Source organism: Streptomyces sp. NBC_00354 (assembly GCF_036106915.1).
In the GTDB taxonomy this organism is placed as follows: domain Bacteria; phylum Actinomycetota; class Actinomycetes; order Streptomycetales; family Streptomycetaceae; genus Streptomyces.
In genome coordinates this window covers 3,016,591-3,041,189 of the sequence record NZ_CP107983.1, presented here as the reverse complement: position 1 = coordinate 3,041,189, position 24,599 = coordinate 3,016,591, and the positions used below count along the sequence as shown (strand labels likewise).

Genomic DNA, 24,599 nt, shown 5'->3' with positions numbered 1-24,599 from the left:
CCCTTGACACCCCTAAAGGTCTAGGCCAAGCTCCGGTTACTGGTCTAAACCAATATGGATCAGATCCCGGCCCCAGGGCAGTACTTGGTGCATGTCACCGCGGCGGGCGAGGGAAGTTGCAGGCAGCATCCCTGAGGAGGGTGGCGTGAAGCGCAAGCTCATCGCGGCGGTCAGTGTCGCGGGCATGATGGTCGGAGTCGCGGCGTGCGGCAACGGCGGCGACGACAAGGGGAAGACCGACGCGGGCGGCGCCAAGGAGATCACCGTCTGGGTGATGGACGGTTCCGCGCCCAAGGCCTGGATCGACGCGGTCAACGCGGAGTTCTCGGCCAAGCACCCCGGTGTCACCGTCAAGGTCGAAGAGCAGCAGTGGAAGGGCATCCAGGAGAAGGTCACCACGGCCCTCTCCGAGAACACCCCGCCGGACGTCCTCGAGCTCGGCAACACCCAGAGCGCCGGCTACGCGGTCACCGGCGGCCTCGCCGACCTGACCAAGGACAAGTCCAAGCTCGGCGCGGACGCCTGGCAGAAGAGCATGCTCGCCTCGGCCGAGTACGAGGGCAAGCTCTACTCCGCTCCCTGGTACGCGGCCAACCGCGTCGTCGTGTACGACAAGAAGGCCTTCGCGAAGGCCGGCGTCACCCCGCCGACCACCCGCGACGAGTGGATCGCCGGCCTCGAGAAGCTGAAGGCCGCGGACCCCGCCTCGCAGCCGATCTACCTCCCCGGCCAGAGCTGGTACGTCCTCGCCGGCTTCCTCTGGGACGAGGGCGGCGACCTCGCCGTCAAGGACGGCGGCAAGTGGAAGGGCGGTCTCGGCACCCCCCAGGCCGCCTCCGCGATGGAGTTCTACAAGAAGCTCCAGTCCTACTCCACCGCCCCGAAGGACAAGGACGAGGCCACCCCGCAGCAGTCCACCGACGTCGTTCCCAAGGGCGGCGTCGCCTCCTGGATCGGTCTCGGCTGGGAGGCCGGCGGCGCGGAGAAGGCCCTGAAGGAGGCCGGCAAGGAGGCCGACTTCGGCTACTTCCCGATCCCGGGCAAGACCGCCGACAAGCCGGGCACCGTCTTCCTCGGCGGCTCGAACCTCGCCGTGGCCGAGCGCTCCAAGAACAAGGAGCTCGCCAAGGAGTGGCTGGCCCTCGCCGCCGGCAAGGACCAGATGACGAAGTACGCCGCCGAGACCAAGGGCGCGCTGCTCCCGAACCAGGCCGCCGCGAACTTCACCCCCGCCGCGGGCTCCTTCGCCGAGGCCATGGGCAAGGGCGGCGTCAACGGCCGCATCACCCCGGTCACCCCGGGCTGGGCGAACGTCGAGACCGAGCCCAACCCGCTCAAGGAGTTCATGACCAAGGTCCTGAAGGGTGAGGACGCCGCCAAGGCGGGCGCGGACGCGGACAAGGAAATCGCGAACCGCATCAACAAGTAGCACGTAGCACCGGGGGTGCGGCGGCGCCCACGCGCCCGCCGCACCCCCGGTCGCGCATCGACAGACCCGTGCGACGCCCGACCGCAGCCGAGGTAGCCAAGACATGACCGTGCAATCCCAGGGAGCGGCGACCGCTCCACAGGACGCACCACCGAAGTCCGCCGGACGGCAGCAGACGCCGCCCACCACCACCGGGACCACTCCCTCGTCTCCTCGCCGGGTCAGAACGCCGCTCCCCTCGGGCTGGCTGCCGTACCTCCTGATCGGGCCCGCGGTCCTCAGCCTGGCCACGCTGCTGCTGTACCCGCTGGTCAAGAACGTGATCCTGTCGTTCCAGAAGGTCGACAAGATTGAGTTCATCCAGCGCAAGGCGCCCTTCAACGGGGTCGAGAACTACACCCAGCTGCTGGGCGACGCGCACTTCTGGACCGTCGTCGTGCGGACCTTCGCCTTCACCGCGGCCAACGTCGCGCTGATCATGGTGATCGGCAGCCTCCTCGGCATCCTGCTGAACCGGCTCGGCACGTGGATGCGCCTGGTCCTGTCGATGGCCCTGGTGATGGCCTGGGCCATGCCGATCGTCGCGTCCGGCACCGTCTTCCAGTGGCTGTTCGACGAGCAGTTCGGCGTCATGAACTGGGTCATGCGCACCCTCGGCTTCTCCGGCTACGAGCAGCACAACTGGTTCGAGTCCGGCTTCTCCACCCTGGTGATCGTCACCGTCCTGGTGGTCTGGGGTTCCGTCCCCTTCGTCGCCCTCAACATGTACGCCGGCCTGACCACCGTCAGCGGCGAGCTGTACGAGGCCGCGCGGATGGACGGCGCGAACGGCTGGCAGACGTTCTGGCAGGTCGTCTTCCCGAACCTCAAGCCGTTCTTCCTCGTCACCACGTTCCTCGAGGTGATCTGGGTCTTCAAGGCCTTCACCCAGGTCTACGCGATGAACCGCGGCGGCCCCGACCGCGCCTCCGAGACCCTGCCCGTCTTCGCCTTCGTCGAGGGCCAGAGCCAGGGCCACTACGCGCTCGCGGCTGCGATCTCCGTCCTGACGATCGTGATGCTCGTGATCGTCATGTCCTTCTACTTCCGCCTGATCCTGAAGCAGGAGGAGGAGCAGTGAGCACCACCACCGCGCCGAAGCCCGCACCCGCCGCGCCGAAGAACGCGAAGTCCGCACAGCGGCTGCGCACGCGCCGCCCGCTCCGCCCGGGCACGGTGGCGAAGAACCTGGGCGCCCTCGTTCTGGCCGCCGTCTTCGTCTTCCCGGTCTACTGGATGTTCTCCTCGGCGCTCAAGCCGTCCGGGGAGATCCTCTCCAAGGACCCCGTCTTCGTCTTCACCCCGACGCTGGACAACTTCACCAAGGCCACCGGCGTCGAGTTGTTCTGGACGTACGTGCAGAACAGCCTGCTCGTGACCGTCGGCGCCGTCGTCCTCGCCCTGGTCGTCGCCCTCGCCGCGAGCTTCGCCATCGCCCGCATGAAGTTCAAGGGCCGCAAGGGCCTCGTGCTCGGCGTCATGATGGCGCAGATGGCCCCCTGGGAGGTCATGGTCATCGCGATGTACATGATCGCCCGCGACGCCGAGATGCTGAACAGCCTCCCGCTGCTGACCGCGATCTACTTCGTGATGGTCCTGCCCTTCACCATCTGGACCCTGCGCGGCTTCATCGCCGCCGTCCCGGTGACGCTGGAGGAGGCCGCCCAGATCGACGGCTGCACCCGCGGCCAGGCCTTCCGCAAGGTGATCCTGCCGCTGCTGGCCCCCGGCCTGATGTCCACCTCGCTCTTCGGCTTCATCACCGCCTGGAACGAGTTCGCGATGGTCCTGATCCTCAACAAGGACAAGACCGCCCAGACCCTGCCCCTGTGGCTGACCCAGTTCCAGACCGCGTTCGGCAACGACTGGGGCGCCACCATGGCCGCGTCCTCGCTGTTCGCGGTCCCGGTCCTGGTGATCTTCGTCTTCCTCCAGCGCAAGGCCGTCGGCGGCATGACCGCCGGCGCCGTGAAGGGATAACGCCACATGACCCTCCTTGCGCACGGCGTCACTGCATCCGATGCGAACGATGAGTTGACCCGCGACGCCCTCGCGGTCCTCCAGCCCGGCTTCGAGGGCACCACCGCCCCGGCGTGGCTGCTCCGCCAGGTGGGCGAAGGCCTCACCGCCGTCGGCCTGTTCGGCCGCAACATCGCCTCGCCCGAGCAGCTCGCCGCGCTCACCGCGCAGCTGCGCGCCGAGCGCGACGACGTCCTCGTCGCCATCGACGAGGAGGGCGGGGACGTCACCCGCCTCGAGGTCCGCGGCGGCTCGTCCTTCCCCGGCAACCTGGCCCTCGGCGCCGTCGACGACACCGCGCTGACCCGGGACGTCGCCCGCGAGCTCGGCCGCCGACTCGCCCAGTGCGGGGTCAACCTCAACTGGGCCCCGTCCGCCGACGTCAACTCCAACCCGGACAACCCGGTGATCGGCGTACGGTCCTTCGGCGCCGACACCCACCTCGCCGCCCGGCACACCGCCGCCTACGTCGAGGGCCTCCAGGCCGCCGGCGTCGCCGCGTGCACCAAGCACTTCCCGGGCCACGGCGACACCAACGTCGACTCGCACCACGCCCTGCCGCGCATCGACGTGGACCTGGACACGCTGGTGGCGCGCGAACTGGTGCCCTTCCGGGCGGCCATCGAGGCCGGCACCAAGGCCGTGATGAGCGCGCACATCCTGGTGCCCGCCCTCGACCCGACCCGCCCGGCCACGCTCAGCCCGCAGATCCTGACCGGCCTGCTGCGCAAGGAGCTCGGCTACGAGGGCCTGATCGTCACCGACGGCATGGAGATGAACGCCATCGCCGGGACGTACGGCATCGAGCGCGGCTCCGTCCTCGCCATCGCGGCCGGCGCCGACGCGATCTGCGTAGGCGGCGGGCTCGCCGACGAGGCCACCGTGCTCCGGCTGCAGGGCGCCCTGGTCGCGGCCGTACGGGAGGGTGCGCTCCCGGCGGAGCGGCTCGCCGACGCCGCCGCCCGGGTACGGGCGCTGGCCGCATGGACCCGGCAGGCCCGGGCCGCCGCCGCGCCGGGCGCGCCGCTGGAGGGGAGCGCGCCCGGCATCGGCCTGGCGGCGGCCCGCCGCGCGGTGGCCGTCTCCGGCACCGCCGCGCCCGTGTCCGCCCCGTACGTCGCCACGCTCGCGCCCGTGGCGAACATCGCGGTGGGTGACGAGACCCCGTGGGGCGTGGCGGCCGAACTGGCCGCGCTGGTACCGGGAACGGGGTCCGGGGTGTTCCCGGAGGGCGCCACGGCCGCGGACGTCCTGGCGGCGGCGGGCAGCCGCACGGTGGTCGCGGTGGTCCGCGACGCGCACCGCCACCCGTGGATGGCGCAGGCCCTGGACGCGCTGGTCGCCGCGCGGCCGGACACGGTGGTGGTCGAGATGGGCGTCCCCCGGGCCGAGCCGCGCGGCGCGTTCTACATCGCGACGCACGGAGCCTCGCGCGTCTGTGGCCGCGCAGCCGCCGAGGTGATCGTCGGGGTCTGACCACCCCCGGCGCGCGGTTGCGACGGGTCCGGCCGGGCACTCCCCGTGAGCGCCGGGCCGGACCCGTCGGCGTGCGCGCCGCGCGCCCGCTCAGTGCAGGGCGTCGAGGAGGGTGGCCCCCGCGATCAGGACGAGCGAGCAGCCGAGGAGGTCGACCGCCCGCGCGATCAGCCGGTACTTCCGCGTGGCCAGCACCGAGAGGTCGGCGAGCTGGGCGCACCGCTCGACCTCCGGGTGGGGTACGGCGGCCAGCAGGGCGGCCAGGTCGGCGGGGCGGCCGGCGTACTGGGCGTAGTGCGCGAAGTACCCGTTGCCCTGGAGGCGGGCGACGCCGACCGGGCGTACGCAGTACAGCAGCTGGGCGAAGCTGCCCGCCAGGCAGAGGATCCCCGCCCAGGCGGCCCATTCCACGCCGTTCCAGAGCGTGAAGATGCCCTCCCTTCGGACGACGAAGGTGGCCACGATGCCCGCCGCGATCGCCGAGAACAGGGCGAGGAGCGTCGCCGCCTTCTGGTCCGCCCTGGCCAGTTCCGTACGGACCTCCAGGAGGGCCGCCTGGACGTCCTGGAGGCTAGAGGGGGCTGTCATCGGCGGCGCTCCTCACCACCAGCTGGCCGGCGATGCCCTTGGCGTTGCGGCTCACCCGCAGGGTGGCGGGCTCGCCCGTCTGGTGCCCGGCGGCACCGTCGCCGAGGAAGACGAACAGGCTCTGCCGGGTGCCGCGGGTGTCGGTGGCGTCGACGAAGGCGAACCCCTTGTGGGCGAGGACGCGCTGGAAGGTCCCCTCGATCCGCTGGCCCTCCTGGACGCAGGCCCCGGCGACCGGCCGCTGGCCCGGCTTGAGGGGCGGCAGCGGAACGAAGCGGACGTTCTGTCCTTCCGTGAGGTCCTCTTCGCTCACGATGAAGCGGCGGTCCACGTAGTGGTCGCCGTGTTCGGTCGTCCCGATGAAGCCGCGCCCCTGCTCGGAGTCCCAGCGCACGACCACGCCGTCGAGCGTCTCCTCCGGGGGGTGCGGCAGGACCCCGGGGCCGGGCTGCGGGGGCACCATGGCGTGCGTCTGGGCCCGGTTGATGGCCTCGGTGAGCACCGTGTTCTTCACGCCGAAGGCCTTGCGGTGCCAGATGACCTCGCGGTACTTGATCGGCTTGGCGAAGCCCTTGAGGTCGACCTTCTCCTCGTCGGAGAGGTAGTCGTCGGGCGAGTACTCGAGGACCAGTCCCATCTGGGACTCGACGCGGCTCATGTTCGCCGAGGCGACCGTCGCGCTGTCCACCCAGATGGCCTGCGGGGCGCCGGCGCTGCACAGGCGTGCGGCGAGGTCGACCACGGAGCCGCTGTAGTCGAGGCCGCCGCCGGGCGCCTCGTACTCGACGACCCGGCCGGTCGCGATGCCGATGGTGGCCAGGCACTCGTTGAGGACGCCCGCGCTGTTCTCCGAGCGCAGCATCTCCTGGATCCGGATGGCGGCCCGGATCGCTTCGGCTGCGCGCTCCCCGTCGAAGGCCGCGAGCGTGCCGTCGCCGAGGTACTTCACCACCGTGCCGCCGTGCGCCCGGACGGCCTCGGTGGTGATGTCGAGGAACTTGCCGATGGTCGGGAGCCAGCCGACCTCCCCCGACTTGCCCTTCATCTCGGTGGATCCGGAGAGGTCTGCGAAGAGGATGACCCGGTAGGGCCGATCGGGGTTCCGCAGTGCTTCCTGGAAGAGAGTGAAGTGGTCAATCGCCAACGGGTACCCCCTGGATCGCCGTGCCCGTGCCGCGTACGCGAGCTGGATTTCTGCGTGCGGAAGCCGGCGCCGCAGGCGCCCACCCCCGCTTTCGAGTCTAGTGATCCATGTCACGGTTTATGTGAACTTCCCGAACTGAAGCGGTCGTTCACGAGCACGGGGCCCGGCCGGGGGCGCGGCGAAGGGCCGGTCCGCCCCCGGCAGGGGCGGCTTCTCGCGCGTGGCGCGGCGCTGCCTAGAGCCCCTGCCACGCGGGCTTGTTGGCGTACGCGTGCCGGAAGTAGTCCGCCAGCTTCAGCTTGGACGCGGCGGCCTCGTCCACGACCACCGTCGCATGCCGGTGCAGCTGCAGCGCCGACGCCGGGACCAGCGCCGACAACGGCCCCTCGACGGTCTGCGCGACGGCCTCCGCCTTGCCCTCGCCGGTGGCGAGCAGGACCAGGTGGCGGGCGTCGAGGATGGTGCCGATGCCCTGGGTGATGACGTGGTGCGGGACCTGGGCTATGTCGTTGTCGAAGAAGCGCGCGTTGTCGACGCGCGTCTGCTCGGTCAGCGTCTTGATGCGGGTGCGGGAGGCGAGCGAGGAGCAGGGCTCGTTGAAGCCGATGTGCCCGTCGGTGCCGATGCCGAGCAGCTGGAGGTCCACGCCGCCGGCCTCCGCCAGCGCGCGGTCGTACGCCTCGCACGCCGCGACGACGTCCGCGGCGGAGCCGTCGGGGCCCACGAAGGCGGCCTCGGACAGGCCGAGCGGCTCGACGACCTCGCGGAGCACGACGGCGCGGTACGACTCCGGGTGCCCGGCCGGCAGGCCGACGTACTCGTCGAGCTGGCAGATGCGCGCCCGGGAGGCGTCGACCTCGCCGGCCTTCACCTTGGCGGCCAGGGCTTCGTAGATGGGCAGCGGGGTAGAGCCGGTCGCCACGCCGAGCATGGCGTCGGGCTTGCGGCGGACCAGGGCGGCCATGGCCTCCGCGATGAGCTCGCCGCCTGCCTGGGCGTCCGGGACGATGACAACTTCCACGCGGGGCCTGCCGATCTGGAGTGGGACAGTGTGGTATAGACCAATCTAGCAGAGGCGGGGCCGCCCCAGGCCGGCCTGCGCCCACTCCCCTCCCTCTCATGGTGATCCGGTTCCCGGCCCCCGGCCTCCCGGCGCCAGGACGTGCAGCGCAGCCCCGCTCGCGGGATTCTGGTACGCGGAGGTGGGGCAAATGCCCGCTGTGGAGCGGCACGGGAGCATCATGGCCGCCGAGATCGCGCAGCAGCCCGAGGTGTGGCGGCGGATCCTCGCCGACGGGGCCGGGCCCATCGCGCGGACGGCCCGGGCGATCGCCGAGCGGCAGCCGCGGTTCGTCCTCCTCGCCGCCCGGGGGAGTTCCGATCACGCAGCGCTCTACGGGAAGTACCTGCTCGAGGTCGGGCACGGACTGCCCTGCGGGCTCAGCTCCATGTCCACCGTCACGGCGTACGGCGCCAGGCCCCGGCTCGACGACGTCCTCGTCGTCACCGTGAGCCAGTCCGGCGGCTCACCCGACCTGATCGCCTCCACCCTGGCCGCCCGTACCGCCGGGGCGATCACGCTCGCCGTCACCAACAACGCCGACTCCGGGCTGGCCGCCGTCTCCGAGTACCAGATCGACATCCTGGCCGGGCCCGAGAAGGCCCTGCCCGCCACCAAGACGTACACGGCCTCGCTGCTCGCGCTGTTCCTGTTCGCCGAGGGACTGCGGGACGCGGACGGCACCCGGGCCGCGGCGGCGCTGCCGGGGCTCGCGCAGGAGGTGCTCGCGCGCGGCGGTGAGGTACGGGAGCTGGCCGCGCGGTACCGGTTCGCCGAGCGGATGGTGGTCACCTCCCGGGGCTTCGGCTACCCCACGGCCCGGGAGGCCGCCCTCAAGCTGATGGAGACGAGCTACATCCCCGCCCTGGCCTACTCCGGTGCGGACCTGCTGCACGGCCCGCTGGCCATGGTCGACAACGTCTCCCCGGTGATCGCGGTCGTCCCCGACGGCCGCGGCGGCGAGGCGCTGCAGCCCGTGCTCGACCGGCTGCGGGCCAGAGGGGCCGACCTGTTCGCCGTCGGGTCGAAGGAGCAGGTCGAGCAGGCGACCACCGGGTTCGCGCTGCCCGTCGAGGGCGTACCCGAGGAGCTGCAGCCCCTGCTGGAGATCCTCCCGCTCCAGCTCCTCGCGTACGAGGTGACCATCGCCCGGGGCCAGGACCCGGACGCCCCGAGAGCACTGGCCAAGGTCACCGAGACCCGCTGATCCGGTCCCGGCCCGCGGCGCTCAGAGCAGTGACAGCTGGAGGCCGCCCGTCGCGTCCAGGTGCTGGCCCGTCACCCAGCGGGAGTCCGCCGAGGCCAGGAACGCCACCACGTCGGCGACTTCGCCGGTCGTGCCCACCCGCCCGAAGACGGAGCGGGAGGACGCGTGCGCCCGCGCCGCGGGGTCCGCCAGCCAGGCCGCGTTGAGGTCGGTCTCCGTGATCCCGGGGCCCACGGAGTTCACGGTGATCCCGCGCGGGGCCAGTTCGGCGGCCAGGGACCGGGTCAGCGCGTTCACCGCACCCTTGGCCGTGATCGTGGCCAGGATCGCGGGCAGGGCGATCTCCGGGGTGCCGGTCACGTTGACGATCCGGCCCCCGTCCCGCAGCCGCGCCAGCCCGTGCTTGATCACGAAGAACGGCGCCTTCGCGTTGAGCGCGTGCACCCGGTCGTACGTCTCCTCGTCGGTGTCCGCGATGCCGGCGAACGTGGCGGCGCCCGCGTTGTTCACCAGGATGTCGACCGCGTCGGTGTGCAGCGGGTGCGCCTCGTACGCCGCCCACAGGGCCTGCGCGTCACCCGGAACCCCGAGCTCGGCCCCGATCGCGAACGCCCGTCCGCCGGCCGCCCCGATGGCCGCGACCGTTTCCTTCGCCGCTTCCTCGTTCCGCCCGTAGTGCACGGCGACCAGCGCCCCGTCCCGGGCGAGCCGCTCCGCCACCGCCCGCCCGATACCCCGGCTGCCGCCCGTGACCAGTGCCGTCTTCCCCTTGAGCACGCCCATGACGCGCCCCCCTTCAGAATTTGATAGTGGTCGCTACAGAAAGGGACCGTACCAGATTTCGTAACGCCCGCTATAGAATGAGCCCATGGTGACCGGACAGCGCGGCAGGCCCCGCTCCTTCGACCGCGGCGCCGCCCTCGACAAGGCGATGCTCGCTTTCTGGGAGCGCGGCTACGAGGCGACCTCCATCTCCGACCTGACCGCCTCGCTCGGCATCAGCGCGCCCAGCCTGTACGCCGCCTTCGGCGACAAGCGCAAGCTGTTCGACGAGGTCGTGGTGGTCTACGGCGGCCGCTACGCCGACTTCGCGGGAGCGGCCCTGGCCGAGGAGCCCACCGCCGGGGCTGGCCTGCGGCGCGTTCTGCGCGAGGCGGCCGAGATCTACACCGACCCGGCCCACCCGCCGGGATGCCTGGTGATCAGCGCGGCCGTCAACACCACCTCGCAGGAGGTGGCCCAGGCCCTGCGTGAGCGCCGCAACGCCAACCTGGAGATGTTCGAGCAGAGGATCCGGGCGGACGTCGCCTCCGGCGCACTGTCTGCCGGCACGGACACGCAGGCGCTGGCCCGCTACGCGCTGGCGGTGCTCGTGGGGATGTCCCAGCAGTCGCGCGACGGGGCGAGCCGGGAAGAACTGGAAGCGGTGGCGGAACTGGCGATGGGGGCCTGGCCGCAGTAAGCGGCCGCAGGAGGCGGGCGAACGCGCCTTGCGGGTTCCGCCCCGAAAGAATTCCGCCCGGAAATTCCTCTGGGCCACGGTGCCGGGACGGGACCCTCAGCCCGTCCGGCACCGTAGCCCGGAGTACTTACGGCCGGCGGGTGTGCGGTTCCCTCCGGCCGGTGGGAGGTGCCTGCGCAGTCAGGGCAGAGCGCGCGGCTTACCTCGATCCGTCCTCCTGTGCGGGGAGGGCGGAAGCTTACGTCAATTGTGGACTAGACCATTCTGTTCTGTCCATCCAATGACGGGCTCTGCCATCCCGTCACTTCCTCCAACAGTACGCGGACGGAGCCCCTCCTGGATACTCCTGAGTAGTCGCCGTGGGGAAAGTCATGGCCCCTACCCGGGGTACGCTCGCCACGTGCCCTCCATGAACGACCTCGTACGCCAGCACACCGCTCTCAGTGAAACCGACCTGGAGTGGCTCCACCTGCTGGTCTCGGAGTGGCAGCTGCTCTCCGACCTCTCCTTCGCCGACCTCGTGCTGTGGGTTCCGACCCTCGACGGCACCCGGTACGTCTCGGTCGCACAGATGCGCCCCAACACGGGTCCCACCTCGTACCAGGACGACATGGTCGGCCACCTGGTGCCGCGCGGCCGGCGCCCGCTGCTCGACGCCGCGCTCGACGAGGGCCGGATCGTGCGCGAGGGCGACCCGGAGTGGCGCGAGGAGGTGCCCGTCCGCGTCGAGTCCATCCCGGTGCGCCGCGAGGGCCGGGTGCTCGGAGTGATCGCCCGGAACACCAACCTGCTCACTGTGCGTACACCCAGCCGGCTGGAGCTCACCTACCTCCAGTCCGCCTCCGACCTGGCCCAGATGATCGCCGCCGGCACCTTCCCGTACCCCGGCCAGCAGGTGGACATGGACGCCTCCCCGCGGGCGGGCGACGGCCTGATCCGGCTCGACGCCGACGGGGTGGTCACGTACGCGTCCCCGAACGCGCTCTCCGCCTACCACCGGCTCGGCCTCGCCGCCGACCTCGTCGGCCAGCACCTGGGCACCACCACCGCCGAACTCGCCCCCTCCCGCGGCCCGGTGGACGAGGCGATCGTCAAGCTCGCCAGCGGCTGGGCCCCGCGCGAGACCGAGATCGAGGGCAACAGCGGGGTCATCCAGCTGCGCGCCATCCCGCTCAAGCCGAAGGGCACCCGGATCGGCTCCCTCGTCCTGTGCCGGGACGTCACGGAACTGCGCCGTCGCGAACGCGAATTGATCACCAAGGATGCGACCATCCGGGAGATCCACCACCGGGTGAAGAACAACCTGCAGACCGTGGCAGCACTGCTGCGGTTGCAGGCCCGCCGGATGGATTCCGAGGGCGGCCGCGAGGCGCTCAACGAAGCCGTGCGCCGTGTCGGTTCGATCGCGATCGTGCACGAGACGCTCTCTCAGAACCTGGACGAGCGCGTCGAGTTCGACGAGATCGCCGACCGCGTCATCGCGATGGTCGCCGAGATCTCGCCGGGCAAGGTGGAGTGCCGGCGTACCGGCCGGTTCGGGATCCTGGACGCGGAGGTCGCCACTCCGCTGTCGATGGTGCTGACCGAGATCCTCCAGAACGCCCTGGAGCACGCCTTCACCCAGGGGGAGGGCGGCCGGGTGGAGGTGTCCGCGACCCGCACCGGCACCGGCCGCGCCGACGGCCGGCTGCTGATCACGGTGCTCGACGACGGCTCCGGTCTGCCCGAGGGCTTCGACCCGCAGCGCGCCGGAAACCTCGGGCTGCAGATCGTACGGACCCTCGTGGAGGGCGAGCTCGGCGGCACGTTCGACATGCTCCGGGCCGAGCCGCGCGGCACCAAGGTCGTCCTCGACGTCCCGGTCAGCCCGCAGAAGTAGTCACGCCGTGTGACGGAACGCGTCCCGGACAGCACTGAGCCCCGGACCGAAGGTTCTCGGTCCGGGGCTCAAGAGCACGTTGCTGAGCGCTTGTCAGGTGTTGCTACGCGCTGCGGCTCGAGGCTCGAAAGTCGATGTCAGGCGGTGGCGTTGCGCGCCCGATTGCGAGCGGCGCGGCGCTTCATCGCGCGGCGCTCGTCCTCGCTGAGACCGCCCCAGACGCCGGAGTCCTGACCGGACTCGAGCGCCCACTGCAGGCACTGCTCCATGACGGGGCAGCGGCGGCAGACGGCCTTGGCTTCCTCGATCTGCAGCAGCGCAGGACCGGTGTTGCCGATGGGGAAGAAGAGTTCCGGGTCTTCCTCGCGGCAAACGGCGTTGTGACGCCAGTCCATGGCTGCTCCATCTCCTTGTATTGCGGGCAGGTTGCTTGTGAATGTGAACGCTTTCACGAATCCCCCCGTGAGGGAAGGGCGACCAGCCAGTTTCCTGGAAGGTCAGTCAGGGACTCGTGGAGGGGTTCTGGCGGTCTGTGTGGGTGCCGGGTTCTGCGGGCTGTCCCGATCGCCATGAAGAGATTCGCAAACCTCGGACGGGGATACAACCCCTTCCGGAAAGTTTTTTTTGATTCGTCGGTGTCTACTAGGTCACAGCCCTACATCGTGAGGGTGGACCGGCGTGTAAACGTTCGAGTGAAAGGACTTTGGGCCCTTCCACTCACACAATCACACGCAGTGCACGGCGTACGCCTGTGAACCGAACGCTGGTGCGCAGACCGAGGTGGTCTCCGTCCATCTGGAACGGAAGCGGAACCTTCGAATGCAAGGTGAAGTCGGTCAGATCGTGCAGAGACACTGCGTGCTTGCCGTGCGGACCGCGCTCAGGAGTCGAGGTCAGGAGCTGTGTGGCGTAGCGGGCGACGGCCGGAGTTGACAAACGATTGAGTGCCAATACGTCAAGCGCAGTATCGAACGACGCCTCCGGAGAGGCGTAAAGCGGACGATTGCCCAGATACGTCCACGGCGAGGTGTTGCAGACTATCGACAGCACCAGGCCCGTGACGGGATCCACGCCGGGGCGCTCCAGCGTCACCGTGCCGTGGCGCCGGTTCGGGTCGTCCCAGAACTGACGCATCAGCTGTCGTACGTACAGGGCGTGGGTCGAACGCTTGCCGCGCTCCCGCTGCTGCTCGACCCGGCCCACCACCCCCGCGTCGAAACCGAAGCCCGCGCAGAACGTGAACCAGCGCGCCGGAACCGACTCGTCCTCCGTGCCCGGGGTGCCGGCCGCCAGTCCGAGGCCCACCGTCCGCTCGCGCTGCTCCCGCAGTGCGTCAAGCAGGGCGCCCGTCGCCTCGACCGCGTCGTTGGGCAGCCCGAGCGCGCGGGCGAACACATTGGTCGAGCCGCCGGGGACCACCGCCAGCCGGGGCAGCCGCTCCGGATCCGGCCCGTTGTGCAGCAGCCCGTTGACCACCTCGTTGACCGTGCCGTCGCCGCCGAGCGCCACGACGAGGTCGATTCCGGTCTCGGCAGCCGTGCGGCCCAGGTCCCGGGCGTGCCCGCGGTACTCGGTGGTCACCGCCTCCAGCTTCATCTCGCTGGCCAGGGCATGGGTCAGGACATCGCGCGTGCGCGCACTGGTGGTCGTCGCTGCTGGGTTGGCCACGAGAAGTGCACGCATGACCGCCAGCCTACCGACCCGTTCATATGCAGCCCATACTGCCCGTCCCCTCCGGGGGCGCGGGCGCGCGGCTACCCTGCTGTGGTGAGTACGAAGCCCACCCCCGCCACGGCCCAGCCGACCGCCCCGCTGCCCGGACGGCTCACCGCCGCCGCCGCGCTGACCGCCCTGGAGGGCCTGGCGCTGGCCGGCCTCGGCGTCTACATGCTGTTCGTGGGCATCGCCGGCGACCCCGACTCCCCGCAGCAGGCCGAGACCGGCGGGATCACCCTGCTCGCGCTCGCCGTGCTGCCTTTGATCGCGGCCCGGGGGCTGCGCCTGGGCCGCCGCTGGAGCCGCGGGCCCGCGCTGATCACCCAGCTGATGGCGCTGCCGGTGGCGTGGACCCTGTACTCCACGGGCGGTGCGATGATCGCCGCCGCCGCGGCGCTGGCCGTGGCCGCGGTGGCCGTCGTGGCCCTGCTGGTGAACCCGACGGCGACCGAGGCACTGGGAATCGGGCCCGGCGAGCAGATCCGATAGGTCTGACAGGCGGTACGAGCCCTGCGGCTCGTACCCGTACTCCTACTCCTCGACCAGGAGCTTCTCGCGCAGCTGGGCCAGGGTGCGGGCCAGCAGGCGGGAGACGTGCATCTGCGAGATGCCGACCTCCTGTGCGATCTGAGACTGGGTCATGTTGCCGAAGAACCGCAGCAGCAGGATCCGCTTCTCCCGCGGAGGCAGCCCCTCCAGCAGCGGCTTCAGCGACTCGCGGTACTCGACGCCCTCCAGCGCCTCGTCCTCCGCGCCCAGCGTGTCCGCGACGGCCGGCGATTCGTCGTCGGTGTCCGGGACGTCCAGCGAGAGCGTGCTGTAGGCATTGGCCGATTCCAGCCCCTCCAGCACCTCCTCCTCGGAGATCCCGAGCCGTTCGGCGAGCTCGTGGACCGTGGGGGAGCGGCCGTGCTGCTGGGACAGCTCCGCCGTGGCCGTGGTCAGCGAGAGCCGCAGCTCCTGCAGGCGCCGCGGCACGCGCACGGCCCAGCCCTTGTCGCGGAAGTGCCGCTTGATCTCGCCGACCACGGTGGGCGTCGCGTACGTGGAGAACTCGACCCCGCGGTCCGGGTCGAACCGGTCCACCGACTTGATCAGGCCGATCGTGGCGACCTGCGTCAGGTCGTCGAGCGGCTCACCGCGGTTGCGGAACCGCCGGGCGAGGTGCTCGACCAGCGGCAGGTGCATCCGCACGAGCCGGTTGCGCAGCTCCGCCTTCTCCACCGAGCCGTCGGGCAGCGCCCGCAGCTCGATGAACAGGGCCCGTGCCCCGCTGCGGTCGCGCGGATCGGGCAGCGCCGTGGGCACCGGCAGCACCGGTGTGGGTGCCGGTGCCGGTTCCGTGTCCGGGGCCGTGGCAGCGGCCCCGGGTGGCTGTGAGGATTGTGGTTCTTCGTGCTGGTTCTCGCTCATAGGGCCCGCCCGTCGCTCCGCCGAGTCCAAAAAGCCGTCTTCCGCATCCGCGTCAGCCGGGTGCGGCCGGGCGTGCTGCTGCTCCGGGATGCCGCCGTCGACCTCGTGCCGCACCCGGGGCCGATCCCCGCCCCGCACCGGGATCTCCCCGCCGCTCACGCCGGGCCTGGACCCGCGCCGCGCTGTTTGTAGAGGCTGATGCTCACCGTCTTGTCCTCCTCGACGGTGGACTCGACCTTGCCGGCCAGCGCCGACAGGACGGTCCAGGCGAACGTGTCGCGCTCGGGCGCACGTCCGTCCGTGGTCGGCGCCGAGACGGTCACCTCGAGCGAGTCGTCGACCAGCCGGAACACGCAGCTGAGGACGGAGCCCGGCACGGCCTGCTGAAGCAGGATCGCGCAGGCCTCGTCCACCGCGATGCGGAGGTCCTCGATCTCGTCGAGGGTGAAGTCCAAACGTGCCGCGAGGCCGGCCGTGGCCGTTCGCAGCACCGACAGGTAGGCACCCGCAGCGGGCAGCCGGACTTCCACGAAGTCCTGGGTCCCGGGCTCGCCTGCGATCTGGGACACCCTCACCTCCAAGGTGGTACGAGCTCTGTTCGCCGGTGACGCTACCGCGATCCGGGCGATCGTGTCGCGGCACCCCTCATGACGCCCGTTCCAGACATCCATGCCCACGGCCAGTGACTGATGGTAAGCCCATGGGTACGCACAGTGGCTAGGGGTCTGCGGGCCCAAATCAGGGGAACCGGCGGAGGGTTGACCTACCCCGGTTCAGACGATCGAACCGTCGACAAAACACCACCGCCACGTCTCGCCCGGCTCGAAGCTTCGCATGACCGGATGGCCGGTGTTCTGATAGTGCGCCGTGGCGTGCCGGTGCGGGGAGGAGTCGCAGCACGCCACGTACCCGCACCCCAGGCACATCCGCAACTGCACCGGATGGCTGCCGAGCACCTGACATTCGGTGCAGGTCAGGGCAGTCGGGACGGGCTCGGGGCGCGGCAGTTCGGCAACGTGGGTGCACTCGCTCATGATTGCCAGCGTACTGACGTGCGGGCGCCGCAGGACGACACGGCGATCAGCCACGACGAGCGAGGGTGGATCTTCGATGGAGGTATTGCCGCTGGTGGCGCTGGTGGCGGGCAGCGCGATCGTTGCCGGGGCCGCCCGTTGGACGCGGGTGCCCGCGCCCCTGCTGCTGGTCGCCGCCGGGCTGATGGCCGCGTACATCCCGGGCGTGCCTTCGTACGCCCTCGACCCGCACATCGTGCTGCCGCTGCTGCTCCCGCCGCTGCTGTACACGGCTGCCGTGGACAGCTCGTACCTGGACCTGCGCGCGAACATGCGGCCCGTGGCGCTGCTGTCGGTCGGGTACGTGCTCTTCGCGACGATCGCCGTCGGGTACGCGGCGTACCTGGTGGTGCCGGGGCTGTCGCTGCCGGTGGCGCTGGTGCTGGGCGCGGTGATCGCGCCGCCCGACGCGGTGGCCGCGACGGCGATCGCCCGCAAGCTCGGACTGCCGAACCGGATCACGACCATCCTGCAGGGCGAGTCCCTGGTGAACGACGCCACCGCGATCACCGCGTACAAGGTGGCGCTGGCCGCGGCGGTCGGGGTGAGCGCCGGCTGGGCGGGCGGGATCGCGGAGTTCCTGCTGGCCTCGGTGGGGGGCGTCGGGGTGGGCCTGGTGCTGATGGTGCCGATCCACCACATGCGCAAGCGGCTGCGGGAGCCGCTGCTCCAGAACACGCTGTCGCTGCTGATCCCGTTCGTGGCGTACGCGGCGGCCGAGCGGGTGCACGCCTCGGGCGTGCTCGCGGTGGTCGTGGTGGCGCTGTACCTCGGGCACCGCAACTGGCAGGTCGACTTCGCGACCCGGCTCCAGGAGGAGGCGGTGTGGAAGATGGTCGCCTTCATCCTCGAGTCGGTGGTCTTCGCGCTGATCGGTCTCCAGCTGCCGGTGGTCCTGAAGGGGCTCGCGGAGTACGCGGGCTGGGACGCGGCCTGGTACGCGCTGGCGGTGTTCCTGGCGGTGGTGGTGGCCCGCTTCGTGTGGGTCTTCCCGGCCACGTTCGTGCCACGGCTGTCGGAGCGGATCCGGAACCGGGAGCCGGACACCACCTGGAAGGCGCCGGTGATCGTGGGCTGGGCCGGGATGCGGGGGGTGGTCTCGCTGGCGATCGCCTTCTCGGTGCCGATCAGTGTGCCGCACCGGAACCTGATCCTCTTCCTGACCTTCACGACGGTGATCGGCACGCTGGTGGTGCAGGGCCTGACGCTGCCGCCGCTGATCCGGCTGCTGCGGCTGCCGCCGCGTGACCTGCACGCGGAGACGCTGGCGGAGGCGCAGGCCCAGAGCGAGGCCTCGCGGTCGGCGGAGGACCGGCTGGCGGAGCTGCTGGCGGAGCCGGAGAACGCGCTGCCGCCGCCGCTGGCGGAGCGGCTCCGTACGGTCATGGAACGGCGGCGCAACGCGGTGTGGGAGCGCCTGGGGGAGGTCAACCCGGTCACCGGCGAATCGGCGGACGACGTCTACCGGCGCCTCGCGCGGGAGATGATCGCGGCCGAGCGCGAGGTGTTCGTGACCCTGCGGGACCACCGCCGGATCGACGACGAAATGCTCCGGGGCCTGCTCCGCAGACTGGACCTGGAGGAAGCGGCGGCCTACCGCGAGGACGCAGCCTGATCGCCCGTGCAGCGGGCTACGGGCGGCCGGTGACGACGGCGGTCAGGGTCGTCCCCGGGGGGAAGGTGCCCGACTCCGTGAGGGCCGCCAGGGCCCACAGCAGCTTGGCCACGTAGATCCGCTCCACCGGGAACCCGTGCCGCTCCTCGAAGTCCGCGGCGAACTCGTCCAGTACCGCGGGGACGCGTGCGTAGCCGCCGTGGTGGAAGCCCTCCGCCAGGCTCCAGAGCCCGGCCGGGCCCCCGAAGGCCGCCTGCTGGAGGGAACGTATCTCCGCCCCCAGGAACTCACCCGCCAGGACGGGAACGCCCAGCGCCCGCTGGCCCGGGGCCAGCCCCGCCGCCAGCCCGGCAAGCGTGCCGCCCGTACCGCAGGCCACCGCGACCGCGTCGGACATGCCGCGCAGCTCCCGCCCGAGCTCCGCACACCCCTGCAGTGCGAGGGCGTTGCTGCCGCCCTCGGGGACGACGTACGAGCCGGCCGCGCCGGCCCCCGCCAGCAGCCGGGCCAGCACCTCGGGCTCGGCCTTGCGGCGGTACTCCGAGCGCGTGACGAAGTGCAGCCGCATCCCGTCCGCGGCGCACCGGGCCAGGGAGTCGTTGAGCGGCCGGCCGGCGAGCTCGTCCCCGCGGACGATCCCGGCGGTCGGCATCCCGAGCAGCCGCCCGGCCGCCGCGGTGGCCCGCAGATGGTTCGAGTACGCCCCGCCGAAGGTCACCACCCCCGGGAAGCCCCCCTCGACGGCGGCCCGCAGATTCGGCGCGAGCTTGCGCCACTTGTTGCCGGGCAGCTCGGGATGCACGAGGTCGTCCCGCTTCAGCAGCAGGCGGACGCCGTACTGCCCGAACCGCTCGTCACGAACCTCCAGCAGCGGGGAGGGCGGCCGGGGCTGCAGGACGGCGGCGGGGTCGGGGGAGCGATTCACCCACCCATTGTCCGCCGCTCGCAGGCCCACGGCCGGATCGGCGACTTCCTGCCCGCAGGGCGCGGGCAGGGTCGACGGGGTGTCGGTCGGGGGTCGGCTATTTCAGGCGTTCGCCGACCCGGGCGCGGAACGCGTCCATCGTGAAGCCCCTGGGGTCGGGCTTGCCGGGCTGCCATTCGAGGTGGCCGATCACCGAGCGCTCGGTCCAGCCGTGGACCCGGCAGACGGCTGCCGCCGCGCGGGCCATGGCGTCGAGTTGGATCTCCGGCCAGGGGTCGTCGCCGTCGCCGAGGTTCTCGCACTCGAAGCCGTAGAAGTGCGGGTTGCCGTCGGTGTTCGCGCGGCGGTCCGGCGGGAGCCGCTTCTCCGCGATCACCGCCGCCAGGACGTCGGAGTCGCCCTTCCCGGCGTGGTTGGCGCGGCCGTAGCCGACCAGGTGGACCCGGCCGTCCTTGGTGATCACCCCGTGGCAGAGCGGGCCGGGGAGGTCCTCGTCGCCGTCACGGCAGAGCTCGACGGTGAACTTGGTGCCGTGCGTGACGGTGTGGTGGATCATCACTCCGTTCACCGGCCCCCACGGGCCCTTGTGGTTGCGGTTGTGGGTGCGCCAGGCGCCGACCTCGACGACGGTCAGACCCTCGTTCCGCAGCGCGCCGATGAACCGGTCCGCGGACATGGGTGCGGACATGGCCGCCTCCTCTCCGGGTGCGTGGCGGTCACCTTGCGTGTCCACCTCGTTGCACTCCGGTGTAGTGGAGGCCGTCCCTCCGGGCTAGTGCCTTCGTACAGTGAGCGAGCCGATCCGGACACTCGTCCCGGCCGGCCCACCCGTCACGGGAGTTACGCAGAGGCCGAGGCCGACGCCAGCCACAGGTCCGGGCCGAACACCTCGTAGTGGATGTCCGCGGCGGGGACCCCCTTGGCCAGCAGCTGTGCGCGTACGGCCCGCATGAAGGGGAGCGGCCCGCACAGGTACGCCGTGGTGCCCGGGGCCACCAGGACGTCCGAGAGATCGAGGCGGCCCTCGCCGTCGCCCGGCTCGGCGCCGGCCTCGTACCAGAAACGGGCCGAGGCGTCGGACAGCTTGTACGTCAGTGCCCGGTGGTCGCTGCGCAGCGCGTGGTCGGCGGGGGAGCGGTCGGCGTGCAGGACGGTCACCGGGGCCGCGTGCCCGGTGTCGGCGAGGTGCGCCAGCATCGACAGCATCGGGGTGCAGCCGATCCCGGCCGAGGCGAGCAGGACCGGGGCCGCGGAGTCGCGCAGGACCAGGTCGCCGTACGGGGCCGAGACCCGCAGGGTGTCGCCGGCCGCGATCCGGGCGTGGAGGTGGTTCGAGACCTCGCCGTCGGGGCCCGCGGCGGCCGGGCCGTGGACCCGCTTGACGGTGATCGAGCGGACCGGGGCGCCGGGGGCCGCGGAGAGGCTGTACTGGCGTATCTGGCGGGCCCCGTCGGGCAGTTCGACCTGGACCGAGACGTACTGGCCGGGCTTGAAGGAGGGGGCCGGGGAGCCGTCCGCCGGGACCAGGTGGAAGGTGGTGCAGTCGGCGGTCTCCTCGACGCGGGCGGCGACCGTCCAGGTGCGCCAGACGTCGCCGGCGAGGACCTGCTGCTCCGCGTAGAGCCGCTCCTCGATGGCGATCAGGGCGTTGGCCATCAGCCAGTAGACCTCGTCCCAGGCCTCGGCCACCCCGGGGGTGACCGCCTCGCCGAGGATCTCGGCGATCGCCGCGAAGAGGTGGCGGTGGACGACCGGGTACTGCTCGCGGGTGACGCCGAGGGAGGCGTGCTTGTGCGCGATGCGGTGCAGCATCACGTCGGGGCGGGTGTCCGGGTGGGCGACGAGATGGGTCGCGAAGGCCGCGACGGAGCCGGCGAGGGCCTGCTTCTGGAGGCCGGCGTTCTGGTTGCCGCGGTTGAACAGGTCGCGCAGCAGCTCCGGGTGGGCCGCGAACAGCTTCGCGTAGAAGAGTTCCGCGATGTCGCCGATCGCCGCGCCGACGGCGGGCAGGGTGGCACGTACGGTCTCGGTCGACTTCTCGGACAGCATCCGGAGCTCCTCGTCGGTCGTTCTCTGTGAATTGGTATCTGAGATGCGTATTTTTGGGCGTGGGTACACCCGTTCGGCTGTTGGTGCCCCGCAGCGGGAACCGGCCATCCTGCCCCCGGCTCAGCGGCTTTGTGCCGGGCTTCCGGCCGGGCTTTCGGTCCACCCGGGCGGGCCGCCCGCAATGCCCAGCAGCAGCGGGCCGGTGGGTGCCGCCACCAGGTCGTTCACCGTCAGCGGGTCCAGCGCGGCGAAGAAGGCCTCCTGGGCCCGGCGCAGTGCGCCCCGCAGGACGCAGGCCCCGCGCAGCGGGCAGGGGGTGGTGCCGTCGCAGTCCACGACGTCGCCCGCACCCTCCAGCTCGCGGACCACCCCGCCCACCGAGGCGGCCCGCCCGGCAGCGGTCAGGGCGAGCCCGCCGCCGCGGCCGCGCCGCGCCTCGACCAGGCCGAGGTGCTGCAGCCTGGCGACGACTTTCGCCGTGTGCGTGTACGGGACCTCCATGGTCGCCGCCACGTCGCGCGTGGTCGGGAGGTCCGCGTCCGCGACGGCAAGGCGCATCAGGACGCGCAGCGCCAGGTCGGTGAATCGGGTCAGCCGCATGGCCCCACCCTAGAAAACTCGCATCTTGTATGCAAATTAAGCAGCCGTCGGTGGGGCGGATGACTGGAGCCAGTGGGATGGGAGGGGTCTCGAGTGAAGGAGGTGAACTCCAAAGAGTGCCCATGCCCGGACGGAGTAGTCCCACCCTTTTGTGTAATGGTCCCACCACGTTCCGTACTGAAAGGCTGCATCCCGCAGATCCATGGAGTGATCGAAAGGGAAACACATGTCGGTCCAGGCAGGTTCCGAACCCGAGGTCCAGACACCGCAGCGGAGTCTCGGGACATCGGCCGCGCGGAACTTGGCAACCACGACCAAGTCCGCCCCGCAGATGCAGGAGATCACCTCGCGGTGGCTCCTGAAGATGCTCCCGTGGGTGTCCGTCCAGGGCGGCACGTACCGGGTGAACCGGCGGCTGAGCTACTCGGTCGGCGACGGACGCGTGGAGTTCATCAAGACCGGGACCCAGGTCCAGGTCATCCCGGCCGAGCTCGGCGAGCTGCCGCTGCTGCGCACCTACGAGGACCTGGACGTGCTCTCCGAGCTCGCCCAGCGGTGCCGGCAGGTCGACTTCGAGGCCGGCCAGGAGCTGACCTCCTTCGGGAGCGGCTCCGACCAGGTGTTCCTGCTCGCCCATGGACGCATCGACCAGGTCGGCCCCGGCCCCTACGGCGAGGACGCGGTCCTGCGGACCGTCGCGGACGGCGCCTACTTCGGCGAGGACTCCCTCGTCGACGAGGAGGCGATCTGGGAGTACACCGCCCGCGCCGCCACCTCCGGCACCGCGCTCGTCCTGTCCCGCCAGGACTTCCAGCTCCTCGCCGACCGGGTCGACTCGCTGCGCGCGCACGTGGAGGCCCAGCGGGCCCTGCCGGCCCAGCGCACGAACAAGTACGGCGAGGCCGCGATCGACCTCTCCGCCGGCCACCGGGGCGAGGCCGTCCTCCCCGGCACCTTCGTGGACTACGAGGCCAGGCCGCGCGAGTACGAACTCTCCATTGCACAAACGGTCCTGCGGGTTCACACGCGCGTCGCCGACCTCTACAACCAGCCGATGAACCAGACCGAGCAGCAGTTGCGGCTCACGGTCGAGGCGCTGCGCGAGCGCCAGGAGCACGAGATGCTCAACAACCGCGACTTCGGCCTGCTCCACAACGCCGACTACGACCAGCGCATCCAGCCGCACGACGGCGGGCCCAGCCCCGACGACATGGACCAGCTGCTCAGCATGCGGCGCGGCTCCAAGCTGTTCCTCGCCCACCCCAAGGCCATCGCCGCCTTCGGCCGCGAGTGCAACAAGCGCGGCCTGTACCCGGAGACGATCGACGTCGACGGGCACCGGGTGCCGTCCTGGCGCGGGGTGCCGATCTTCCCGTCCAACAAGATCCCGATCAGCGACGCCCGCACCACCTCCATCCTCTGCATGCGCACCGGCGAGGACGAGTCCGGCGTCATCGGCCTGCACCAGCCGGGGATCCCGGACGAGATCGAGCCGAGCATGTCGGTGCGCTTCATGGGCATCAGCGAGCAGGCGATCATCTCGTACCTGGTCACCGCCTACTTCTCCGCCGCGGTGCTCGTGCCGGACGCGCTCGGCATCCTGGAGAACGTCGAGATCGCCCGCTGGCGCTGAGCGGCCGGCCGAGCAGTACGACCGGGGATCGGGGACACGCCATGGGTACCACTGAGGCGATCACGACCGGCGAGGGGCAGGAGGCCGCGGCCCTGCTGGAGCGGACAAGAGAAACGGTCAACCCGGAACTGCGCCGCACCGTCGAGAACCTCCCGGGGTCGATGCGGCGCGTGGCGATGTACCACTTCGGCTGGGAGCACGCGGACGGCACCCCGGCCGCGGGCAACGCCGGCAAGGCCATCCGCCCCGCCCTCGTGCTCGCCGCCGCCCAGGCCCTGCGGGGCCCGGACGCCAAGACGGCCGAAGGCGCGGTACGGGCGGCGGTGGCCGTGGAGCTCGCGCACAACTTCACGCTGCTGCACGACGACGTCATCGACAAGGACACCAAGCGCCGGGGCCGGCCCACTGCCTGGACCGTCTTCGGGATACCGGACGCGATCATCACCGGCGACGCCATGATGGCGCTCGCGCTGCGGCTGCTCGCGGAGGATCCCCACCCCGCCTCGGCGCAGGCCTCGGCGCGGCTAGCGGCCTGCGTCATCGAGCTGTGCGCCGGCCAGCAGGCGGACTGCGCCTTCGAGCAGCGTCCGTACGTCTCGCTCGACGAGTGCCTGACCATGGCGACGGCCAAGACCGGAGCCCTGCTGGGCTGCGCCTGTGCGCTCGGCGCGCTCTACGCCGGCGCCGGGCCGGACGAGGTCGATGCGATGGACGCCTTCGGGCGGGAGGCCGGGCTGGCCTTCCAGCTGATCGACGACCTGATCGGCATCTGGGGGGATCCGGGGCACACCGGCAAACCTGCCGGGGCCGATCTGATCGCCCGCAAGAAGTCCCTCCCGGTCGTGGCCGCGCTCACCTCGGGCACTGCGGCCGGCGAGGAGCTGGCGGCCCTGTACGCGGGTCCCATGGCCGAGGACGACGTACGGAAGGCCGCCGACGCGGTGGACCGGGCCGGCGGGCGCGACTGGGCGCAGGCCCATGCCGCGGACCGGATGGGCCGGGCGGTGCAGCTGCTGTCCCGGGCCGTGCCGGACCTCGGGGCGGCGGGCGGGCTGCTGGCGCTGGCGGAGTTCGTCACCCGGCGGACCCGGTGAGCCCGTAGCGCGGAGAAGGCCGTATCCGAGCCCCGTACGCAAGCTGCCCACGCGAGCCCTCTACGCAGGCCCCCCACGCGAGCCCTCTACGCAGGCCCCCTACGCAGGCCCCCTACGCAGGCCCCCTACGCAAGCCCTGTTCCGGCACTGCATCGTGCCGGAACAGGGCTTTCCGCTG

24 protein-coding genes are annotated in these 24,599 nt (G+C 71.4%); 11 read left to right on the top strand and 13 right to left on the bottom strand.

Annotated elements, in window-relative coordinates; translation table 11 throughout:
• Positions 1-145: 145 nt before the first annotated feature.
• The 4 genes from OHT74_RS13335 to OHT74_RS13320 all read left to right on the top strand — a co-directional run bounded on the left by OHT74_RS13335 (position 146) and on the right by OHT74_RS13320 (position 4,963).
• Complete coding sequence (locus OHT74_RS13335; protein WP_266663920.1) at positions 146-1,429, top strand: extracellular solute-binding protein; 1,284 nt, start codon at positions 146-148, stop codon at positions 1,427-1,429.
• Between the two features lie 103 nt (positions 1,430-1,532).
• Positions 1,533-2,549, top strand: a complete 1,017-nt coding sequence (locus OHT74_RS13330) for a carbohydrate ABC transporter permease (RefSeq protein ID WP_328620347.1) — start codon at positions 1,533-1,535, stop codon at positions 2,547-2,549.
• A gap of 62 nt (positions 2,550-2,611) precedes the next feature.
• Positions 2,612-3,448 carry a carbohydrate ABC transporter permease gene (locus OHT74_RS13325; protein ID WP_266672702.1) on the top strand — a complete coding sequence of 279 codons (837 nt, stop codon included), beginning with the start codon at positions 2,612-2,614 and terminating at the stop codon, positions 3,446-3,448.
• 6 nt (positions 3,449-3,454) lie between these two features.
• Positions 3,455-4,963: a glycoside hydrolase family 3 protein gene (locus OHT74_RS13320; protein WP_328620346.1), complete on the top strand. Its 1,509-nt coding sequence runs from the start codon at positions 3,455-3,457 to the stop codon at positions 4,961-4,963.
• A 90-nt stretch (positions 4,964-5,053) separates the two neighbouring features.
• Here the strand turns inward: OHT74_RS13320 and OHT74_RS13315 are convergent, their stop codons facing one another.
• The 3 genes from OHT74_RS13315 to nagB form a co-directional block, all read right to left on the bottom strand.
• Positions 5,054-5,551, bottom strand: coding sequence for a Pycsar system effector family protein (locus OHT74_RS13315; protein WP_266663914.1), 498 nt, complete (start codon positions 5,549-5,551; stop codon positions 5,054-5,056).
• On the bottom strand, positions 5,535-6,695 hold the full coding sequence (locus OHT74_RS13310; RefSeq protein ID WP_328620345.1) for an adenylate/guanylate cyclase domain-containing protein: 1,161 nt from the start codon (positions 6,693-6,695) through the stop codon (positions 5,535-5,537). The genes OHT74_RS13315 and OHT74_RS13310 overlap by 17 nt, the downstream gene beginning before the upstream one ends.
• Positions 6,696-6,930: 235 nt before the next feature.
• Entirely contained in the window at positions 6,931-7,716 is a 786-nt protein-coding gene (nagB, locus tag OHT74_RS13305) for a glucosamine-6-phosphate deaminase (RefSeq protein WP_328620344.1), read from the bottom strand.
• A gap of 190 nt (positions 7,717-7,906) precedes the next feature.
• Here nagB and OHT74_RS13300 point away from each other — a divergent pair, with 190 nt between their 5' ends.
• Positions 7,907-8,962, top strand: a complete 1,056-nt coding sequence (locus OHT74_RS13300; protein WP_328620343.1) for an SIS domain-containing protein — start codon at positions 7,907-7,909, stop codon at positions 8,960-8,962.
• Positions 8,963-8,983: 21 nt separating this feature from the next.
• Here the strand turns inward: OHT74_RS13300 and OHT74_RS13295 are convergent, their stop codons facing one another.
• Positions 8,984-9,745: an SDR family NAD(P)-dependent oxidoreductase gene (locus tag OHT74_RS13295; protein WP_328620342.1), complete on the bottom strand. Its 762-nt coding sequence runs from the start codon at positions 9,743-9,745 to the stop codon at positions 8,984-8,986.
• 85 nt (positions 9,746-9,830) lie between these two features.
• Between OHT74_RS13295 and OHT74_RS13290 the strand changes: the two genes are divergently transcribed.
• Together OHT74_RS13290 and OHT74_RS13285 are read left to right on the top strand one after the other, a co-directional pair.
• Positions 9,831-10,424 (top strand): TetR/AcrR family transcriptional regulator, encoded by a 594-nt coding sequence (locus tag OHT74_RS13290; protein ID WP_266996959.1) that lies wholly within the window; start codon positions 9,831-9,833, stop codon positions 10,422-10,424.
• Between the two features lie 409 nt (positions 10,425-10,833).
• A complete protein-coding gene (locus OHT74_RS13285) occupies positions 10,834-12,303 on the top strand; it encodes a sensor histidine kinase (protein ID WP_053784791.1) in 1,470 nt (489 codons plus the stop codon).
• 137 nt (positions 12,304-12,440) lie between these two features.
• Here the strand turns inward: OHT74_RS13285 and OHT74_RS13280 are convergent, their stop codons facing one another.
• Both OHT74_RS13280 and OHT74_RS13275 read right to left on the bottom strand, forming a co-directional pair.
• Positions 12,441-12,698 (bottom strand): WhiB family transcriptional regulator, encoded by a 258-nt coding sequence (locus OHT74_RS13280; RefSeq protein WP_004937597.1) that lies wholly within the window; start codon positions 12,696-12,698, stop codon positions 12,441-12,443.
• Between the two features lie 322 nt (positions 12,699-13,020).
• Positions 13,021-13,986 carry a diacylglycerol/lipid kinase family protein gene (locus tag OHT74_RS13275; RefSeq protein WP_266663902.1) on the bottom strand — a complete coding sequence of 322 codons (966 nt, stop codon included), beginning with the start codon at positions 13,984-13,986 and terminating at the stop codon, positions 13,021-13,023.
• Between the two features lie 84 nt (positions 13,987-14,070).
• Between OHT74_RS13275 and OHT74_RS13270 the strand changes: the two genes are divergently transcribed.
• On the top strand, positions 14,071-14,508 hold the full coding sequence (locus OHT74_RS13270) for a hypothetical protein (protein WP_328620341.1): 438 nt from the start codon (positions 14,071-14,073) through the stop codon (positions 14,506-14,508).
• Between the two features lie 42 nt (positions 14,509-14,550).
• On the opposite strand, the gene OHT74_RS13265 is transcribed toward OHT74_RS13270, so the two are convergent.
• From OHT74_RS13265 to OHT74_RS13255, 3 genes are all read right to left on the bottom strand, one after another.
• On the bottom strand, positions 14,551-15,576 hold the full coding sequence (locus tag OHT74_RS13265) for a SigB/SigF/SigG family RNA polymerase sigma factor (RefSeq protein WP_443047702.1): 1,026 nt from the start codon (positions 15,574-15,576) through the stop codon (positions 14,551-14,553).
• Positions 15,577-15,587: 11 nt separating this feature from the next.
• Complete coding sequence (locus OHT74_RS13260) at positions 15,588-16,001, bottom strand: anti-sigma regulatory factor (RefSeq protein ID WP_030291315.1); 414 nt, start codon at positions 15,999-16,001, stop codon at positions 15,588-15,590.
• A gap of 204 nt (positions 16,002-16,205) precedes the next feature.
• On the bottom strand, positions 16,206-16,466 hold the full coding sequence (locus OHT74_RS13255) for a UBP-type zinc finger domain-containing protein (protein WP_266663896.1): 261 nt from the start codon (positions 16,464-16,466) through the stop codon (positions 16,206-16,208).
• 76 nt (positions 16,467-16,542) lie between these two features.
• Here OHT74_RS13255 and OHT74_RS13250 point away from each other — a divergent pair, with 76 nt between their 5' ends.
• Positions 16,543-18,120 carry a Na+/H+ antiporter gene (locus OHT74_RS13250; protein WP_266663894.1) on the top strand — a complete coding sequence of 526 codons (1,578 nt, stop codon included), beginning with the start codon at positions 16,543-16,545 and terminating at the stop codon, positions 18,118-18,120.
• A 16-nt stretch (positions 18,121-18,136) separates the two neighbouring features.
• Here the strand turns inward: OHT74_RS13250 and OHT74_RS13245 are convergent, their stop codons facing one another.
• The 4 genes from OHT74_RS13245 to OHT74_RS13230 all read right to left on the bottom strand — a co-directional run bounded on the left by OHT74_RS13245 (position 18,137) and on the right by OHT74_RS13230 (position 21,694).
• Positions 18,137-19,045 (bottom strand): 1-aminocyclopropane-1-carboxylate deaminase/D-cysteine desulfhydrase, encoded by a 909-nt coding sequence (locus OHT74_RS13245; RefSeq protein ID WP_266663892.1) that lies wholly within the window; start codon positions 19,043-19,045, stop codon positions 18,137-18,139.
• A gap of 97 nt (positions 19,046-19,142) precedes the next feature.
• Positions 19,143-19,733 carry an N-acetylmuramoyl-L-alanine amidase gene (locus tag OHT74_RS13240; RefSeq protein WP_328620339.1) on the bottom strand — a complete coding sequence of 197 codons (591 nt, stop codon included), beginning with the start codon at positions 19,731-19,733 and terminating at the stop codon, positions 19,143-19,145.
• 152 nt (positions 19,734-19,885) lie between these two features.
• Positions 19,886-21,094, bottom strand: a complete 1,209-nt coding sequence (locus tag OHT74_RS13235) for a globin domain-containing protein (protein WP_328620338.1) — start codon at positions 21,092-21,094, stop codon at positions 19,886-19,888.
• Positions 21,095-21,214: 120 nt separating this feature from the next.
• The gene (locus OHT74_RS13230; RefSeq protein ID WP_266996966.1) at positions 21,215-21,694 is read right to left on the bottom strand and encodes an RrF2 family transcriptional regulator; all 480 of its coding nucleotides are present in this window, start codon (positions 21,692-21,694) and stop codon (positions 21,215-21,217) included.
• Between the two features lie 226 nt (positions 21,695-21,920).
• Between OHT74_RS13230 and OHT74_RS13225 the strand changes: the two genes are divergently transcribed.
• Both OHT74_RS13225 and OHT74_RS13220 read left to right on the top strand, forming a co-directional pair.
• The gene (locus tag OHT74_RS13225) at positions 21,921-23,327 is read left to right on the top strand and encodes a family 2B encapsulin nanocompartment shell protein (RefSeq protein WP_328620337.1); all 1,407 of its coding nucleotides are present in this window, start codon (positions 21,921-21,923) and stop codon (positions 23,325-23,327) included.
• 41 nt (positions 23,328-23,368) lie between these two features.
• On the top strand, positions 23,369-24,421 hold the full coding sequence (locus OHT74_RS13220) for a family 2 encapsulin nanocompartment cargo protein polyprenyl transferase (RefSeq protein ID WP_266996969.1): 1,053 nt from the start codon (positions 23,369-23,371) through the stop codon (positions 24,419-24,421).
• Positions 24,422-24,599 lie beyond the last annotated feature (178 nt).

What these genes read in the sequence shown, in the direction of transcription:
- OHT74_RS13330 (WP_328620347.1), top strand. Translation starts at nt 1,533, where the DNA reads ATGACCGTGCAATCCCAGGGAGCGGCGACCGCTCCACAGGACGCACCA.
- OHT74_RS13320 (WP_328620346.1), top strand. Translation starts at nt 3,455, where the DNA reads ATGACCCTCCTTGCGCACGGCGTCACTGCATCCGATGCGAACGATGAG.
- OHT74_RS13315 (WP_266663914.1), bottom strand. Translation starts at nt 5,551, where the DNA reads ATGACAGCCCCCTCTAGCCTCCAGGACGTCCAGGCGGCCCTCCTGGAG.
- OHT74_RS13300 (WP_328620343.1), top strand. Translation starts at nt 7,907, where the DNA reads ATGCCCGCTGTGGAGCGGCACGGGAGCATCATGGCCGCCGAGATCGCG.
- OHT74_RS13295 (WP_328620342.1), bottom strand. Translation starts at nt 9,745, where the DNA reads ATGGGCGTGCTCAAGGGGAAGACGGCACTGGTCACGGGCGGCAGCCGG.
- OHT74_RS13290 (WP_266996959.1), top strand. Translation starts at nt 9,831, where the DNA reads ATGGTGACCGGACAGCGCGGCAGGCCCCGCTCCTTCGACCGCGGCGCC.
- OHT74_RS13285 (WP_053784791.1), top strand. Translation starts at nt 10,834, where the DNA reads ATGAACGACCTCGTACGCCAGCACACCGCTCTCAGTGAAACCGACCTG.
- OHT74_RS13280 (WP_004937597.1), bottom strand. Translation starts at nt 12,698, where the DNA reads ATGGACTGGCGTCACAACGCCGTTTGCCGCGAGGAAGACCCGGAACTC.
- OHT74_RS13275 (WP_266663902.1), bottom strand. Translation starts at nt 13,986, where the DNA reads ATGCGTGCACTTCTCGTGGCCAACCCAGCAGCGACGACCACCAGTGCG.
- OHT74_RS13255 (WP_266663896.1), bottom strand. Translation starts at nt 16,466, where the DNA reads ATGAGCGAGTGCACCCACGTTGCCGAACTGCCGCGCCCCGAGCCCGTC.
- OHT74_RS13250 (WP_266663894.1), top strand. Translation starts at nt 16,543, where the DNA reads ATGGAGGTATTGCCGCTGGTGGCGCTGGTGGCGGGCAGCGCGATCGTT.
- OHT74_RS13240 (WP_328620339.1), bottom strand. Translation starts at nt 19,733, where the DNA reads ATGTCCGCACCCATGTCCGCGGACCGGTTCATCGGCGCGCTGCGGAAC.
- OHT74_RS13235 (WP_328620338.1), bottom strand. Translation starts at nt 21,094, where the DNA reads ATGCTGTCCGAGAAGTCGACCGAGACCGTACGTGCCACCCTGCCCGCC.
- OHT74_RS13230 (WP_266996966.1), bottom strand. Translation starts at nt 21,694, where the DNA reads ATGCGGCTGACCCGATTCACCGACCTGGCGCTGCGCGTCCTGATGCGC.
- OHT74_RS13225 (WP_328620337.1), top strand. Translation starts at nt 21,921, where the DNA reads ATGTCGGTCCAGGCAGGTTCCGAACCCGAGGTCCAGACACCGCAGCGG.
- OHT74_RS13220 (WP_266996969.1), top strand. Translation starts at nt 23,369, where the DNA reads ATGGGTACCACTGAGGCGATCACGACCGGCGAGGGGCAGGAGGCCGCG.